15 protein-coding genes and 1 pseudogene are annotated in these 15,289 nt (G+C 56.7%); 9 read left to right on the top strand and 7 right to left on the bottom strand.

All coding sequences use genetic code 11. From position 1 onward, the window contains the following. Window positions 1-6 precede the first annotated feature (6 nt). The 6 genes from ACZYTD_RS13470 to earP all read right to left on the bottom strand — a co-directional run bounded on the left by ACZYTD_RS13470 (window position 7) and on the right by earP (window position 6,157). Window positions 7-798, bottom strand: coding sequence for a ParA family protein (locus tag ACZYTD_RS13470; RefSeq protein ID WP_463892740.1), 792 nt, complete (start codon window positions 796-798; stop codon window positions 7-9). An 18-nt stretch (window positions 799-816) separates the two neighbouring features. Then, window positions 817-1,437 carry a 16S rRNA (guanine(527)-N(7))-methyltransferase RsmG gene (gene rsmG, locus ACZYTD_RS13465; RefSeq protein WP_463892739.1) on the bottom strand — a complete coding sequence of 207 codons (621 nt, stop codon included), beginning with the start codon at window positions 1,435-1,437 and terminating at the stop codon, window positions 817-819. A 7-nt stretch (window positions 1,438-1,444) separates the two neighbouring features. Then, complete coding sequence (gene mnmG, locus ACZYTD_RS13460) at window positions 1,445-3,334, bottom strand: tRNA uridine-5-carboxymethylaminomethyl(34) synthesis enzyme MnmG (RefSeq protein WP_463892737.1); 1,890 nt, start codon at window positions 3,332-3,334, stop codon at window positions 1,445-1,447. A gap of 511 nt (window positions 3,335-3,845) precedes the next feature. Further along, window positions 3,846-4,298, bottom strand: a complete 453-nt coding sequence (gene mioC, locus ACZYTD_RS13455) for an FMN-binding protein MioC (protein WP_463892736.1) — start codon at window positions 4,296-4,298, stop codon at window positions 3,846-3,848. A gap of 94 nt (window positions 4,299-4,392) precedes the next feature. Further along, window positions 4,393-4,956, bottom strand: a complete 564-nt coding sequence (efp, locus tag ACZYTD_RS13450) for an elongation factor P (RefSeq protein WP_463892735.1) — start codon at window positions 4,954-4,956, stop codon at window positions 4,393-4,395. 43 nt (window positions 4,957-4,999) lie between these two features. Further along, on the bottom strand, window positions 5,000-6,157 hold the full coding sequence (gene earP, locus ACZYTD_RS13445; RefSeq protein ID WP_463892734.1) for an elongation factor P maturation arginine rhamnosyltransferase EarP: 1,158 nt from the start codon (window positions 6,155-6,157) through the stop codon (window positions 5,000-5,002). 149 nt (window positions 6,158-6,306) lie between these two features. Between earP and ACZYTD_RS13440 the strand changes: the two genes are divergently transcribed. The 6 genes and pseudogenes from ACZYTD_RS13440 to arsC all read left to right on the top strand — a co-directional run bounded on the left by ACZYTD_RS13440 (window position 6,307) and on the right by arsC (window position 10,856). Then, window positions 6,307-7,200: a DMT family transporter gene (locus tag ACZYTD_RS13440; RefSeq protein ID WP_463892733.1), complete on the top strand. Its 894-nt coding sequence runs from the start codon at window positions 6,307-6,309 to the stop codon at window positions 7,198-7,200. A 38-nt stretch (window positions 7,201-7,238) separates the two neighbouring features. Next, on the top strand, window positions 7,239-8,327 hold the full coding sequence (locus ACZYTD_RS13435) for an AI-2E family transporter (protein ID WP_463892732.1): 1,089 nt from the start codon (window positions 7,239-7,241) through the stop codon (window positions 8,325-8,327). Between the two features lie 124 nt (window positions 8,328-8,451). Beyond that, window positions 8,452-8,820, top strand: coding sequence for a metalloregulator ArsR/SmtB family transcription factor (locus ACZYTD_RS13430; RefSeq protein WP_463892729.1), 369 nt, complete (start codon window positions 8,452-8,454; stop codon window positions 8,818-8,820). Window positions 8,821-8,859: 39 nt separating this feature from the next. Next, the gene (arsB, locus tag ACZYTD_RS13425) at window positions 8,860-9,909 is read left to right on the top strand and encodes an ACR3 family arsenite efflux transporter (protein ID WP_463892728.1); all 1,050 of its coding nucleotides are present in this window, start codon (window positions 8,860-8,862) and stop codon (window positions 9,907-9,909) included. Continuing rightward, window positions 9,906-10,295 (top strand): annotated as a pseudogene (locus ACZYTD_RS13420) (phosphatase domain-containing putative toxin); the annotation flags it as partial. The gene arsB and the pseudogene ACZYTD_RS13420, both read left to right, overlap by 4 nt. A gap of 129 nt (window positions 10,296-10,424) precedes the next feature. Beyond that, on the top strand, window positions 10,425-10,856 hold the full coding sequence (gene arsC, locus ACZYTD_RS13415) for a glutaredoxin-dependent arsenate reductase (protein ID WP_463892886.1): 432 nt from the start codon (window positions 10,425-10,427) through the stop codon (window positions 10,854-10,856). Between the two features lie 50 nt (window positions 10,857-10,906). Here arsC and ACZYTD_RS13410 read toward each other — a convergent pair whose 3' ends face one another. Further along, a complete protein-coding gene (locus ACZYTD_RS13410; RefSeq protein ID WP_463892726.1) occupies window positions 10,907-11,569 on the bottom strand; it encodes an OmpA family lipoprotein in 663 nt (220 codons plus the stop codon). Between the two features lie 183 nt (window positions 11,570-11,752). On the opposite strand from ACZYTD_RS13410, the gene ACZYTD_RS13405 reads away from it, so the two are divergent. Genes ACZYTD_RS13405 through ACZYTD_RS13395 form a run of 3 tightly spaced genes read left to right on the top strand, consistent with a single transcriptional unit; the run spans window position 11,753 to window position 15,229 of the window. Beyond that, window positions 11,753-13,003 carry a PqiA/YebS family transporter subunit gene (locus ACZYTD_RS13405; RefSeq protein WP_463892725.1) on the top strand — a complete coding sequence of 417 codons (1,251 nt, stop codon included), beginning with the start codon at window positions 11,753-11,755 and terminating at the stop codon, window positions 13,001-13,003. Beyond that, on the top strand, window positions 12,996-14,645 hold the full coding sequence (pqiB, locus tag ACZYTD_RS13400) for an intermembrane transport protein PqiB (protein WP_463892723.1): 1,650 nt from the start codon (window positions 12,996-12,998) through the stop codon (window positions 14,643-14,645). The genes ACZYTD_RS13405 and pqiB overlap by 8 nt, the downstream gene beginning before the upstream one ends. Continuing rightward, entirely contained in the window at window positions 14,645-15,229 is a 585-nt protein-coding gene (locus ACZYTD_RS13395; RefSeq protein ID WP_463892884.1) for a PqiC family protein, read from the top strand. Before pqiB ends, ACZYTD_RS13395 begins: the two co-directional genes overlap by 1 nt. Window positions 15,230-15,289 lie beyond the last annotated feature (60 nt).

Genomic DNA, 15,289 nt, shown 5'->3' with positions numbered 1-15,289 from the left:
TGTTTCTCAGGCTGAGGCTGTTTCGATGGCTAATTGTTCTTCACGACGTAGTATCTCACCCGCCAGGGCCAGGTAGGCCTTGGCCCCGAGTGAAGTCTTATCGTAATACATGGCGGGTGTACCGAAGCTCGGCGCCTCGGCCAGGCGCACATTTCGCGGGATCACGGTGCGGTAAACCTTGTCACCAAAGTGCTGCTTCAACTGCTCGGAAACATCACTGGCCAGCCGATTACGATGATCGTACATGGTGCGCAATATGCCCTCGATCTTGAGGTTGGGGTTAACCACAGCCACCAGCTTGCTGATGGTATCAACCAGGGCCGTCAACCCTTCCAGGGCGAAATACTCGCACTGCATGGGAACCAGCACGGAGTCGGCGGCCGACATGGCGTTGACCGTAAGCAGATTTAACGAGGGAGGGCAGTCGATGAAGATGTAATCATACTGATCGCGCACGGCATTGAGTGAGGTGCGCAGCCGGATCTCGCGAGCAAAGAACTCCAGCAACCGGATCTCGGCAGCGGTGACATCTGAGTTGCCGGCGATCAGGTGATAGCCTCCCGCCGTCTCTGTGATGATCACCTCTTTGGCCGGCAGCTCATCCACCAACAGCTCGTAGGCCGTCCGCTCAACCTGATATTTATCCACACCACTGGCCATGGTGGCATTGCCTTGGGGATCCAGATCAACCACCAACACCTTGCGCCGGGTTGCTGCCATGGAGGCAGCCAGATTCACGCAAGTGGTGGTCTTACCCACCCCACCTTTTTGGTTCGCGATGGCGATAATTTTTCCCACAGAACTCCCCTGCTAACGTTATTGTTTCTTGAGAATGATGAGATGACGTTCGCCATCGAGTTCGGGAACATGCAGGTGATGGGCCGCAACCAGGGCAAATCCGCTGGGCAACTGCTCCAGCTCATCGGCCGGGTAAAGCCCCTTCAAAGCCAGGAAGTGGCCCTGGGGAGCCGGCAAATGACCACACCAGTTGAGCATATCCGCCAACGAGGCGAACGCCCGGCTCAGTACACCATCAAACCCAGGCTCCTGATGATACGCTTCAACCCGCGATTGCACCGGGGTCACATTCTTCAACCCCAGCTCCAGTATGACCTGGCGAATGAAGCGGATGCGCTTGCCCAGGCTATCCAGCAACACAAACTGCTTGTCCGGATTGATGATGGCCAGAGGCAAGCCAGGCAAGCCCGGGCCGGTTCCCACATCAATGAAGCGCTCACCCTCCAAAAAGGGCGAGACCACCAGGCTATCGAGAATATGTTTCACCAACATATCCATGGGATCACGCACAGAGGTGAGATTGTAAGCCTTGTTCCACTTATCCAGCAACCGGACCAAGGCCAGCAGTTGCTGTTTCTGCTGATCGGGCAGCACAAGTCCACTCTGGGCCAGCAGTTCATTCAATCTAGCGTCCAACATGCTCACCTCAGGCGCTCTTGCGCAGCAAGCCGCGCTTCTTCAGATGAACCAACAGGATAGAAATCGCCGCTGGCGTGATGCCGGAGATGCGGCTCGCCAGACCTATGGTCTCGGGCTTGGCATCGTTCAGCTTGATCTTCACCTCGTTGGAGAGACCGGAAACCTCGGCATAATCCAGATCCAGGGGCAGTAAGGTTTTCTCGTTGCGCAGCTGCTTGTCGATCTCATCCTGTTGCCGATCGATATAACCCGCGTATTTGACCTGGATCTCCACCTGTTCAGCCGCCTGCTCATGCTCGACCCAAGGGCCCAGCGCCTCAACGGTCGCCAGCTTGGCATAAGTGACCTCAGGGCGACGCAGCAGCTCTTCCAGGCTATGTTCCCGGGCTAGTGGCGCATTCAACAGCAGATTGACCTCAGAGGCCATAGGCGAAATCTGATTGACCCAGGTTGAACGCAGGCGTTGCTGTTCGCGTTCGATCTGCTCCAGCTTGTCGTTGAAGCTGGCCCAGCGCAGATCATCCACCAGACCCAAGTCGCGGCCGACGGCAGTCAGGCGCAGATCGGCGTTATCTTCACGCAGCAGCAAACGGTATTCAGCCCGGCTGGTGAACATACGATAGGGCTCTTTGGTCCCTAGCGTGGAGAGATCATCCATCATGACGCCCAGGTAGGCCTGATCCCGACGCGGCGACCAAGGATCCTTCTCCTGAGCGCGCAGGGCGGCATTGATCCCGGCCAACAAGCCTTGGGCTGCCGCCTCTTCGTAGCCTGTAGTGCCGTTGATCTGACCCGCGAAAAACAAGTTGTGCAGTTGCTTGTTCTCCATGTTGGCCTTCAGATCCCGGGGATCGAAGTAGTCATATTCGATGGCATAGCCAGGCCGCACTATGTGCGCCTGCTCAAAGCCCTTCATGGAGCGAATGATCTGTACCTGGACATCAAACGGCAAACTGGTGGAGACGCCGTTAGGGTAGAGCTCATGCGAACTCAGGCTCTCCGGCTCGATGAAGATTTGGTGCGAATTCTTGTCGGCAAAGCGCATCACCTTATCTTCGATGGAGGGGCAGTAGCGGGGGCCTATCCCTTCGATGACGCCAGCATACATGGGGCTACGATTCAGGTTCTGCCGGATCACCTCATGGGTCTGCTCGTTGGTATGAGTGATGTAACAGGGAACCTGACGCGGATGCTGTTCAGCCTTGCCCATGAATGAGAAGACAGGTACCGGGGTGTCACCTGGCTGTTGCTGCAACACTGAGAAATTGACTGATCGGCCATCGATACGGGGTGGGGTACCGGTTTTCAGTCGTCCCATACGCAGTGGCAACTCATGCAGCCGTTCGGCTAAGGCGATGGAGGCGGGATCGCCAGTACGGCCACCGCGATAATGCTCCATGCCGATATGGATAAGGCCATTCAAAAAAGTTCCTGCGGTCAGCACCACAGTTTTACTCAGAATGCGGATCCCGGCTTGGGTGATCACACCACAGACGCGATCCCCGTCGAGGATCAGATCATCACAAGCCTGTTGGAACAGGGTGAGATTGTCATAGTTTTCCAGCAGGTTGCGTACTACCTGCTTGTAGAGCAGACGATCCGCCTGAGCACGCGTGGCTCTGACTGCGGGGCCTTTGGATGAATTCAGGGTACGGAACTGGATCCCGGCATGATCAATGGCCTGAGCCATGATCCCGCCCAAGGCGTCTACTTCTTTGACCAGATGACCCTTACCTATGCCGCCAATTGCCGGATTACAAGACATCTGACCCAAAGTCTCGATGTTGTGAGTCAACAGCATGGTTTTCATCCCCATGCGTGCGGCGGCGGTAGCAGCTTCGGTTCCGGCATGACCGCCACCCACGACGATTACGTCGAACTGCTCATGATATTGCATAGGATCACCTCGAAAACTTACATCAGGATCAATGGCCAAAAAGCGGATCATTCTATCTGGTTAACGGCTTCAGGAAAACGACGAGTTGGTTATAAGTGATCCGGTAGTGATCCGAGAGCCTTGTCTTAATAGGATCTTAGATCTTTAGATCGATCTTCTTTATTGGATCTACTATTAGGATCCAAGGATCTTGTTGATAAGCCCATATTGATCAAGATGATCATGAGGTTATGAGTGATCAATTCCTGTGATCTTCACCGGATCAACCCAGGAGAAGCCTTGTGACAAGTTCCACTTTTATACACAGCTCCAAACGGGATGATTAATGATACAGAGGATAACTACCGTTTGATCATAGGTTTTACCTATACTTATTAACAGTCTAATCTTATTATTTTGCTTTGTGTTGATAAGTAGCAATGAACGGATCCTATGCTGTTCATGTTTTGTGGATAACAAAAAAGGGCCGATTAGGCCCTTCTGCTTGCTTCGCCAGTAGATGCTTGGCTATTCAATGAGTTAGTTTCGGGATCCACTGTTCCAACCAAAGATCGGCGGCATCCTCAGGTATATCGTGTTGGGTGACATCTATGTTACAGCCGCTCCCCAGGGGCTCGGCGTGGCATTGCTCTAGTAGCTGCTGCATGGTGTGGCCTGCTGCGCAGAACGTATCGTAATTACTATCTCCCAGAGCCACCACAGCGAATCTTTGCAGGCTCAGATCCGGTTGCTGCTGGGCCAGCTCAGCGGCGAAGGGCTGTAGATTGTCGGGAATATCCCCGGCGCCATGGGTAGCGGTGACCACCAGCAATATATCGCCAGCGTCGGCCTGCAAGGTGGCCAGGCTGGCCGGGTTATGGTTGCGTGTCTGGTGTCCGGCGGCTTGCAGCTTCTCTTCTATATGAGCTGCAACATATTCGGCAGCCCCCAGAGTCGAGCCCACCAGCAGATGGATAATGGCCATGCAGAATACTCCTGTTATTGAACTGGGGATCCTAGTGTGACGCCCAACAAAAAGGAGCCTAAAGGCTCCTTCTATCTATTCTAGCCAGTAGGGACTAGACGCGACGCTTGAACTCACCGGTACGGGTGTCGATTTCGATCTTGTCACCGATCTTGACGAAGTCAGAGACGGAGATGGTGAAATCTGTACCGACCAGACGAGCTGGTTTGGTGACCTTGCCAGAGGTGTCGCCACGAACGGCAGGTTCAGTGTATTCCACTTCACGCACGACAGTGGTCGGCAGTTCTACGGAGATGGCCTTACCGTTGTAGAAGGTCACTTCGCAAACGTCTTCCATGCCATCAACCATGTAGTTCAGGGTGTCACCGAGGTTTTCCTTCTCGATGTCATACTGGTTGTATTCGGTATCCATGAATACATACATGGGATCGGCGAAGTAGGAGTAAGTGCACTCCTTGCGCTCCAGTTGAACGACTTCCATCTTGTCGTCTGCCTTGAACACGGTTTCGGTGCCGGCGCCGGAGAGCAGGTTCTTCAGTTTCATTTTAACCACGGCTGAGTTACGACCGGATTTGTTGAATTCGGCCTTCAGTACGACCATAGGATCGTTACCGAACATGATTACGTTGCCTGCGCGGATTTCCTGAGCGGTTTTCATTGGATCGTTTCCTGTATTGAACCGTGATTTCGTAAAAAACGGACTATTTTAGCTGTTTTTCGCAAAATTGCACCAGTCGGCTGGCTAAATCTCCTCCAATGAGCAGCTCTTCTGGCCATTGGTGGCTGTGTTGCGTTAACTCTGTCTCATGGGTCTGCAGAGCCTGCCAGGCGCTTACTGCGGCGGGACCATCGCCAATATCATAGGCCAACGAGAGGGAAAGTAGGGTGTTATGGCAGTTTGCCGAGAGTTTTTGCCCATAACGCTGCAAAAAGGCGGTCAGCTTTTCCTGATGGGCTTGCTGCTCCTGGGGGTAGATATGCCACAAGAAGGGTTTTGCCGCCCACTGGGCTCGGAGGAAGGAGTCTTCGCCACGCACAAAGTTGAAGTCACAGCTCCAGAGCAGGCGATCGTACCCTGCTTGATCCGTCATCGGCAGGATCAGGATCGTCAGGGATCCTGATTGCCAGCAGTGGCCCGGGTCGAGACGATCCACGCCTAACCAGGGGAGGATGGAGTTTACGGCTCGTCCCTGGGGGATCAGGCAACAGGTGGGCGTATCGCCATCGCGCCAATGGGTAAGCAGGGCGGGGAGGGCATCACTCTCATAGGTGAAGAGGCTGATATAGCGGGTCTGCTCCGCCAGTGGTGGAACCCCCAACTGGTTGAATAGCCGCTGGCGCTGACTCGGATCGGCTTGCCATTGCTGGCGCTCGCTGAGGAGTGAATGCTCACAGATCAGGCCACCACTGCCGGCCGTGAAGCCGGGAAAGAAGAAATATTTGCTGAGGCCATTGGTTTGCAGGGAGGGCAGGCCATGACATTCGTCTATCCAGGATTCGGCACTCAGGTACTCCAGATTGAGCCACAGAGGGGCGGGGTGACGCTGGCTCATGCTGAGCTTGGCTTGGGGCGGCAGCTCGCAGGCGAATGCCTCTATGACTACATCCCCTGACTGCCAATCGCTGGGGAATGCCTGGGGCCAGAGGTGGATCTCTACTCCCTGGCACACTTGCCAGCTCTGCTCAGGATCCAGTTCCCGACAAATGGGGGCAAAGCTGGCCAGATCATCCACCAGCAGGCGAACTTGCAGATCAAATTCCTGTACCAGCTGGCGAGCTAGACGCCAGGTGACGCCAATATCGCCGAAGTTATCGACCACGGCGCAGAAAATATCCCAATGTTGCGGCTTGGATGACATGGTGACTCCGGGTTGCTGAGGGGCAAGAGGGCGGTTATACAAGATCTGTTCAATCGTGACCAGCTTCGGCTTTTTACTGGGGTTGGCCCTGTTTTCGGCTACAATGGTGGTCCAATCCGGGTTGTTTCTTCTTTGTCGCGAGTCTGGTTATGCCTGCCAATATTATGCTGCTTTTTGCCGCCGCTATCTGGGGATTTGGTTTTGTCGCTCAGCGTTTGGGGCTCAATTTTTTAGAGCCCTTTGCCTTTAATGGCATTCGTTTTCTGCTGGGTAGTTGTTCTTTGTTGCCGCTGATCTGGTGGTTCTCCCGTCGAACCAAAGTGTCAGAAGCCAGTGCGAGTTCACTCACCAAGGCGGGTCTATTGGCGGGGGGGGTGCTGTTTGTGGCGGCAAGCCTGCAACAGGTCGGGCTCTTGTATACCACTGCGGCCAAAGCTGGTTTTATAACCGGTCTTTATATCATTCTTGTCCCCATACTGGGCTTGCTGCTCAAGCACTCCAGCGGCGTGACGACTTGGCTGGGAGCTGGGTTGGCGGTGGTGGGGCTCTATCTGCTCAGTATCAATGATGATTTTTCCATGTCGTTTGGTGACATGTTGCAGTTTATCGGCGCGCTATTCTGGGCCATGCATATTCTGCTGATCGATCACTACAGTGGTCGGGTCAGCCCACTCAAGCTCTCGGCCGTGCAGTTTGCCGTCTGTGGCCTGTTGAGTCTGGGGGGCTCGCTGCTTATAGAAACACCGACCTTGGCTGGAGCGTTAGCGGGCTGGCAGCCTATCCTCTATGCGGGGCTGGTTAGTGTCGGGGTGGCTTATACTCTGCAGGTGGTGGGGCAAAAGAGTGCCAAACCGGCACATGCCGCCATTATACTCAGCCTGGAGTCGGTGTTTGCCGCCTTGGGAGGCGTCTGGTTGTTGAATGAAAGCCTCTCCTCTCGGGCCTGGTTGGGTTGTGGTCTGATGCTGGCGGGCATGTTGCTCTCACAGATTCGTTGGCCAACGGGTCGTAAAACAGAGCCGGAATGGATGGCCTCGTCATGAGGTTGCTAGACTCTCATCATCAAGCAAGGAGCACAGAAATGCGTTTGAGTCATATGGTGCAACCCCTGCTGGGGCTGGCTCTGCTGATCGGCATCATAGTCGCCGTGCTAGCCATCATGGCCCCCTTCATGGCGGCGATCATCTGGGCTGTGATCCTGGTCTCTGCCACCTGGGGCCCCTTTCAGTGGCTCTCCGAGCGGTTGGGAGGGCGGGAGTCGCTGGCGGCAACCCTGATAGTCACGGCCCTGTTGTTATTTGTGGTGGTCCCGCTGTTGCTGGCCTCGGTGGAGTTTGCCCAGCAATTAACTCTTTTGGCGCGAGCCATACCTGAGCAGGTGCAGGCCGGCTTGCCGGATCTTCCTCTCTGGATGGGGGGGATTCCGCTGATTGGTGATTGGGCGGCCGAACAGTGGCTGGCTCTGCAGAATCAGGACTATCAAATTCTCTCCCAGCTCAAGGGTATGGTGGGGCCAACGGCCAAGATCATGCTCAGCATGGCGGGAGCCTTGGGCGGCGGCCTGATGATGTTGCTGCTTAGCATCATCATAGCCGGTGTGTTTTATGCTGAGGGTGAGACTCTGCACCGCTGGGTCATTGCCTTTAGTCACAAGATTGCGGGTCCGGCAGGCGAAAATCTGTTGCGCATCAGCAATAGCACCATACGCGGTGTGGTATATGGCTTCATCGGCGCTGCCGTGGCTCAGGGAGCGTTGGCCTGGTTTGGTCTGGCCATTGCCGGTGTACCCAATGCCTTGAGTCTGGGTATGCTGGTCTGTCTGGTCTCGGTGATCCCCGGTGGCCCGCCGATCATCGGCTTTATCTCCGCCTATTGGCTGTTTAAGCAGGGTGAAGTGGCTTGGGCCGGTTTCCTGGTGGTCTGGTTCCTGCTGGCGGTCGGTACCGTGGACAATCTGGTGAAGTCGCTGGTGATAGGTCGCAATAGTCCGCTGCCGCTTTCGCTGATCCTGTTCGGGGTTATAGGTGGTGCCATTGCCTTTGGCATGCTGGGGGTATTCCTGGGCCCAACGTTACTGGCTCTCTTCTATACCCTGTTGCGTAGCTGGGTGAAGGAGCAGCAAACCGAATTACCTCAAGAGGCGGCGGATACCCCCCCTGCTGCTGACTAAGTGCTAGAGAGGCGGAGCTCCCGCCTCTTTTTTATATTGTGATTTATTTTGTCTATATATATGCTTATCCGCATGTGCGTTTATTTAGATGAGTTGGCTCATAGTGAGTCTAGTAGATGATGATATGACCCCTGCTCTCGCTCTCTCTCCCTGTCAATTGTTCAAGTCGTTGGCCGATGAGACCCGACTGCGCATCTGTCTGTTGCTGCAGCGGGAGGGGGAGCTTTGTGTCTGCGAGTTGACCGAGGCGCTGGCCGATAGTCAGCCCAAGATCTCGCGCCATCTGACCCAGCTCAGAAGCTCTGCCCTGCTGCTGGATCGGCGCCAGGGTCAGTGGATTTTCTATCGCCTCAACCCGGCGCTGCCTGGTTGGGCGTTGACCATTATTGAGCAAGCCGGGGTGGCGGCGGCGGGGGTGCTGGAGCGGGATAGTGGTCGTCTGCAGGCCATCAGTACCAGACCTGGCCGCTGTGGTGATCCCGGTTCGTGTTGAATACCTGTCTTTAATCTTTATCTGCAAAGGAGATGCGCCATGGCCGCTGCGCCCATGAGTCTGTTTGAACGTTACCTCACCCTCTGGGTGGCCCTCTGTATCGGGCTCGGTGTCTGGTTGGGGCAGGCTTTTCCTGGCTTGTTTCATGCCATTGCCGGGCTGGAGCTGGCCAAGGTCAACCTGCCGGTGGGACTGCTCATCTGGGTGATGATCATTCCCATGCTGCTGAAGATTGACTTCTCGGCCCTGCATCAGGTGAAGGCACACTATCGCGGCATCGGCGTCACTCTGCTGGTGAACTGGCTGGTCAAGCCCTTCTCCATGGCCTTTCTGGGCTGGCTCTTTGTGCGTCAGCTCTTTGCCGACTACCTGCCTGCCGCCGAGCTGGATAGCTATGTGGCCGGGCTGATACTGCTGGCGGCGGCACCCTGCACTGCCATGGTCTTCGTCTGGAGTCGGCTGGTCAATGGTGACCCCTACTTCACCCTGAGCCAGGTGGCGCTTAACGATCTCATCATGGTGGTCGCCTTCGCCCCGCTGGTGGCGCTGCTGCTGGGGGTCTCCAGCATCATAGTGCCATGGGACACCCTGCTCACCTCTGTGGTGCTCTATATCGTCATTCCTGTGGTGATAGCCCAGCTCTGGCGCCGCTGGTTGCTGGGACGGGGCGAGGGGAGTTTCAACCGGGCTATGACGCGCCTGCAGCCCATCTCCATCGCCGCTCTGCTGCTGACGCTGGTGCTGCTGTTTGCCTTCCAGGGCGATGCCATACTGCAACAGCCGCTGGTGATTGCCCTGCTGGCCGTGCCCATTCTGATCCAGGTCTTCTTCAACTCGGCGCTGGCCTACTGGCTCAACCGCAAGCTGGGCGAGAAGCACAATGTGGCGGGTCCTTCGGCGCTGATTGGTGCCTCCAACTTCTTCGAGCTGGCGGTGGCCGCCGCCATCAGCCTCTTCGGCTTTCAGTCTGGCGCCGCGTTGGCGACCGTGGTCGGTGTGCTGATCGAAGTGCCCGTCATGCTGCTGGTGGTACGTATCGTCAATCAGAGCAAGGGGTGGTATGAGGCCTCGGCCGGAGAGAATCGATGAGTCATCCGCTGTTTACCCTGCCGCTGGATAATGGCGGTGAACTGGGGCTGATGCCCTGCCCCGGTACCCAGGGTGTGGAATTGGTCGACTCCCTGATCGAGCTTAAAGCCTGGGGTGCCGAGGCGGTGCTGACCCTGATGCCAGGCCACGAGCTGGCCGCCAAGGGGGTGAGCGAATTGGGTGATCGGGCGAAGGAACTGGGCATGACCTGGTATCACCTGCCCATAGAGGATGATCAGGTGCCCGAACCCGCTCTGTTCGCCGCCTGGCAGCCAGCGTTCTGGCAACTGGTCACCCTGTTGCAAAGGGGCGGTAAGCTGGCCCTGCACTGCAAGGGGGGCTCGGGACGCACCGGTTTGCTGGCCATCCGTCTACTGCTGGCGCTGGGCTGGTCGCTGGATAAGGCCACGGCTGCCGTACAGGCCCTGCGTCCCAAGGCGCTGCATACCCCACTTCATCAACATTGGATTGCGGATCAGGCGGCCCTGCTGGCCGCTAATCAGGAGAATTTACCCATGAGCAATATCACCATCTATCACAACCCGGCCTGTGGCACCTCGCGCAACACTCTGGAGATGATCCGCAATAGCGGCGAAGAGCCCAGGGTGATCCTCTATCTGCAGACTCCTCCCAGTCGTGACGAGCTGGTCAAGCTGATCGCCGATATGGGCATCCCGGTGCGGGATCTGCTGCGCAAGAACGTGGATCCCTACGCCGAGCTGGGTCTGGACGATGCCAAGTGGCAGGATGAGCCGCTCATCGATGCCATGCTGGCCCACCCCATTCTCATCAACCGTCCCATAGTGGTCACTCCGCTGGGCACCCGCCTCTGCCGTCCCTCCGAATTGGTGCTGGATATTCTGCCCAACCAGCAGCAGGCCGCCTTTACCAAGGAGGATGGAGAACAGGTGGTGAATGCCCAGGGCGAGTTGGTAACTAAGCCATAAACGACAAGGGCCCATAGCGGGCCCTTGTGCTTTTTGCTGCTGCCTATGAGTTAACTCAAGGGGCTGAGTGTGATGGTGACGCGGCGGTTCTGGGCCTTGCCGGCGGCCGTGCTGTTGCTGGCGACAGGCTGATCCGGGCCGACGCCGCTCATGCTGATGCGGCTGGCATCCACGCCCTGGGTGATGAGGTTGCTGCCCACGCTGTCGGCACGCTCCTGGGAGAGGCGCAGGTTCAGATCCCGGCCACCGCTGCTGTCGGTATGGCCGACGACGTTGACCCGGGTCTTCTCGTACTCCTTGAGCACCATGGCGACGCCGCTCAGGGTATTGGCACCCGCTGCCTTGACCTGGCTGGAGTTGGTGTCGAAGGTGACGCTGTTGGGCATGTTGAGGATGATGTTATCGCCCTGACGGGTGACGGAGACGCCGGTCCCCTTCATCTTCTGCCGCAGCTTGGCTTCCTGGACATCCATGTAGTAGCCGATGCCACCCCCGACCGCGGCGCCAGTGGCAGCACCGATCAGTGCTCCCTTGCCTCTGTCATGCTTGGAGGAGGCGAGGACACCCACCAGCGCGCCGGTGGCGGCCCCGATGGCGCCGCCTTTGACGGCACTGGAGGTCTGCTCTTCGCCGGTATAGGGGTTGATGGTGCTGCAGCCGGAGAGCCCTATGGCTACACAAAGCGCGGTCAGCAGTATGGTTTGGTTTTTCATCGTTACTACCCTTTGATGGTGGGATCCCGTTCTGTATACCGGAAAAGTGATCGGCAGGAAATTGAAAATCAAGCGGTTGTTGGACTTGTGAGCAGCTCGTAGATGACGGATCATGAGCCATGCTTTTTTGTCGGATCGTATCAGTTGACTACAGCATCGCCTTCATCCCGCCCGCAGGAACAGATGTCGGCACGGGAGTGTGTCTGCCACGAGTGTGATCTCCTGGTCGCCGTGCCTGTGTTACAGGAAGGAGATCAGGCCCTCTGTCCGCGCTGCGGTGACGTCTTGGCCCAATTGCCCAAATATCCGCGGCAACGCCCTCTGGTCTATGCCCTGACCAGCCTCATCATGCTGTTGTGTGCCAACTTTTTGCCTTTTCTCTCCATCAATGCCAAGGGCATGGTCAACAGCATGAGCCTGTTTCAGGCGGCCTCTGTGCTGTTTAGCGAAGAGTATCGCGTGTTATCTGTGATCGTGTATCTCTGCATGCAGTTGTTGCCACTCACCTGTCTGTTGCTCATCTGTTATCTCTATCTGGGGTTCCGTGTCTGGCGCGGCGTACCGCCTTGGGCGGCCACCGCCTGCCGAGGCTTGTTTTGGTTGTTGCCCTGGAGCATGGTGGAAGTCTTCCTGATCGGCGTATTGGTCAGCCTCATCAAAATCGCCTCCCTGGCCGAAGTGGGGATTGGCTATGGCTTCTGGTGCTTCTGTGTCTTCTGCGTCATGTATCTCAAAAGCATGTTGCACCTGGACAGGGGGTGGATGTGGGATCACATCCGTGGCCCCATGCCCAGCTTAGGTTTACTCCATGAGGGGCAGATTGCACTCTCCCAGGGGGTTACCTGTTGTCACGGTTGCAATGGGGTGCTCTCGGTGGAGCACAAGCACTGCCCGCGTTGTGGTGCAACGGTTCATGCCCGTATTCCCCATAGCCTGGAGTATTGTGTGGCTCTGCTCATTACCGCCTGCATCCTCTATCTGCCGGCTAATATGCTGCCCATCATGGTGACCGAGTCTCTGGGCAGTGAGACCTACTCCACCATATTGGGTGGCGTGGTGCTGCTGTGGAATATGGGATCCTACCCCATAGCCATGGTCATCTTCGTGGCCAGCGTCTTGGTGCCCATCTCCAAAATTCTGACGCTGTTCTGGCTCTGCTACAGCGTCAGCCGGGGGGATAGCCACCACAAACGGGGGCGCACCCGTATCTATCGGCTGACCGAGTTTGTCGGCCGCTGGTCCATGGTGGACGTCTTTGTGGTGGCCATTCTGGTGGCGTTAATTCGTATGGGTAAAATTATGTCCATCTATCCGGGCTCGGCCGCCATGGCGTTTGCCGCTGTGGTGGTGGTGACCATGGTGGCCGCTATGTTGTTTGACCCCAGATTGATTTGGGATAGCACTTCATCTAACAAGGGTACTCACAGTGACTGATCCTCTCTCCATGACTCAGGCCAGGGTCCGTAACCTGCGCCATCTCTCTCCCATCTGGCTGGTGCCGATTGTGGCGGCGCTGATCGGCCTCTGGCTGGTCTATGTGACGCTTTCCAATCAAGGGCCGCTCATCACTCTGACCATGAGCAATGCCGAAGGGATCATAGCGGGAAAGACGACCATCAAGGCGCGTAGTGTCGAAGTGGGTACAGTACAGACGGTGAAGCTGAGCGAAGATCTCACTCACGTTATCGTCACGGCGCGCATGGCGGTGGAGACCGAAGAGCTGCTGCGTCAGGATAGTCAGCTCTGGGTGGTCAAGCCGCGCATCGAGCGCCAGGGTATATCTGGACTCAGCACCCTGCTCTCTGGATCCTACATAGAGCTGTTGCCGGGTAAGAAGGGGAAGTTTTGGGATAAATTCCCGGTACTGGATACCCCGCCGGTCGCGCAACCTGATGAGAAGGGATTACGGGTTCGGCTCACCAGTCAATTGAGCCGTGGCGTCAACAGTGGCGATCCCGTTACCTATCGCGGTTATGCGGTGGGCCGGGTCGAACAGACCCATTTCTCCACCGGCAGTCGGCAGATGGAGTATCAGCTCTTTATTGCGGCGCCTTATGACTCCCTGGTGACCAGTAATGTGCGTTTCTGGATGAATGGCGGCGTGCGCTTCGAGGCCTCGACGGATGGGGTGAAGTTCGAGACGGGTACTCTGGAAAACCTATTGCGTGGCGGGATCAGTTTCGATGTGCCTAAGGGATGGGGTCTGGGACGGCCTGCCACCAATGGTCAAAATTTTACCCTCTATGCTGATGAGACCAGCAGTCGTAGTCGGGAATATGATCGCTTTCTCGATTATGTGCTGCTGTTCGATGACTCGGTGCGAGGCTTGAACGAGGGGGCGCCAGTAGAGTATCGCGGCATTCGTATCGGCACTGTGCTGGAGGTGCCTTTCCAGTTGAGCGATGCTGAGCTGTTGGGCAAGAATCCGGGCATGATACCTGTGCATATTCGCATTGAGCAGGAGCGTTTCGATGACGAGGGTGGCGATAGGGCCTTGAGTCAGTTGTCGCGGGATATAGAGCAGCAGATCCGCAAGGGATTGCGTGCCTCGTTGAAGACTGGCAGCCTGCTGACCGGCGCCATGTATGTGGATCTCAACTTCATGCCGGATAGCCCGCGAGCGGCGGGTTATGGTCAGTTCAGTGAGTTCCACACCATTCCCACAGTTTCTGGCAGCCTGGCGCGTATCGAGTTGCAGGCCAATCGCTTGCTCAACAAGCTGAATGCGCTGCCGCTGGAGAATTCGCTGACTAACCTGGATGCCATGCTCAAGGAGAGCAAGCAGAGTTTCGCCGCCATGCGCGAGCTGAGCAACAACCTGAGCCAGCTGGCCAAGCAGCCCAGTTCCCAGCAGCTACCAACCGAGATGACCAAGACAATGCAGGAGTTGCAGAAGACCCTGAGCTCCTTCTCCAGCGATTCGCCCGCCTATGGTGAATTGAACCGCTCTATTGAGTCTCTCAATAATCTGCTGCGTGAGCTAAAGCCAACGGCGCGTCGAGTGAACGAGAAACCCAATGCCTTGATCTTCAACTCGGCTCCAGATGCCGATCCCTTACCCAGGAGTGCCAAGTGATGCGCCCTTTGCTCTGTTGTGCCCTACTGTTCGGTTTGCTGGGTTGTGCCAGTGAGTCCGCCCCTGCCTACTATGCGCTGGAGTTGCCAGGGAGTGAGCCCCCCTCGCGCCAAGTGACCCAAGGGCCTCTGCTGGTGGTAGAACGCGTCGCCTTGCCTGAGTACCTGAATGATATGGGCATTGCTTTTCAGCAGGATGATGTGCAGGTGGTCACCGCCAATCAGGCCCGCTGGGCCGAGGCGTTGGATAAGCAGCTGACCCGCTCTCTGGTGCAGAGTTTGTCGCGGCAGTTTGACCAAATCCAGGTGGTGGAGGGGCCCCATCCCGATCGCCAGATTTGGCATCTCAGCCTGGAGGTGACCGGCTTCCAGGGGCGCTTCGATGGCCAGGCCGTGGTGGCGGGCCGTTGGTTGTTGCAACGGGGTGAGCAGAGCTATAGCCAGGCGTTTCAGCGAACCGTGCCGTTGACCGAGGATGGTTACCCAGCCTTGGTGCGTGGCCTGCGCACGGGCTGGCAGCAGGAGTTGGCCCTACTGGCCAAGGGCATAGGGGTTTCGCTAGAAACCGCGAAAAAATCGTCATGAAAAAAAAGGGGCCGTAAGGCCCCTCTTTCTATCCAAGATCTGTCATGGTCCTATTTTTTG

The sequence above is a fragment of the Pseudaeromonas sp. HNCC25DJ180 genome (assembly GCF_055413345.1).
This window is presented reverse-complemented; position numbering and strand designations above follow the sequence as displayed.

Bases quoted from the DNA above. Each gene is read 5' to 3' on its own strand.
- rsmG (WP_463892739.1), bottom strand. From the start codon at position 1,437: ATGTTGGACGCTAGATTGAATGAACTGCTGGCCCAGAGTGGACTTGTG.
- mnmG (WP_463892737.1), bottom strand. From the start codon at position 3,334: ATGCAATATCATGAGCAGTTCGACGTAATCGTCGTGGGTGGCGGTCAT.
- mioC (WP_463892736.1), bottom strand. From the start codon at position 4,298: ATGGCCATTATCCATCTGCTGGTGGGCTCGACTCTGGGGGCTGCCGAA.
- efp (WP_463892735.1), bottom strand. From the start codon at position 4,956: ATGAAAACCGCTCAGGAAATCCGCGCAGGCAACGTAATCATGTTCGGT.
- earP (WP_463892734.1), bottom strand. From the start codon at position 6,157: ATGTCATCCAAGCCGCAACATTGGGATATTTTCTGCGCCGTGGTCGAT.
- ACZYTD_RS13440 (WP_463892733.1), top strand. From the start codon at position 6,307: ATGCCTGCCAATATTATGCTGCTTTTTGCCGCCGCTATCTGGGGATTT.
- ACZYTD_RS13435 (WP_463892732.1), top strand. From the start codon at position 7,239: ATGCGTTTGAGTCATATGGTGCAACCCCTGCTGGGGCTGGCTCTGCTG.
- ACZYTD_RS13430 (WP_463892729.1), top strand. From the start codon at position 8,452: ATGACCCCTGCTCTCGCTCTCTCTCCCTGTCAATTGTTCAAGTCGTTG.
- arsB (WP_463892728.1), top strand. From the start codon at position 8,860: ATGGCCGCTGCGCCCATGAGTCTGTTTGAACGTTACCTCACCCTCTGG.
- arsC (WP_463892886.1), top strand. From the start codon at position 10,425: ATGAGCAATATCACCATCTATCACAACCCGGCCTGTGGCACCTCGCGC.
- ACZYTD_RS13410 (WP_463892726.1), bottom strand. From the start codon at position 11,569: ATGAAAAACCAAACCATACTGCTGACCGCGCTTTGTGTAGCCATAGGG.
- ACZYTD_RS13405 (WP_463892725.1), top strand. From the start codon at position 11,753: ATGTCGGCACGGGAGTGTGTCTGCCACGAGTGTGATCTCCTGGTCGCC.
- ACZYTD_RS13395 (WP_463892884.1), top strand. From the start codon at position 14,645: ATGCGCCCTTTGCTCTGTTGTGCCCTACTGTTCGGTTTGCTGGGTTGT.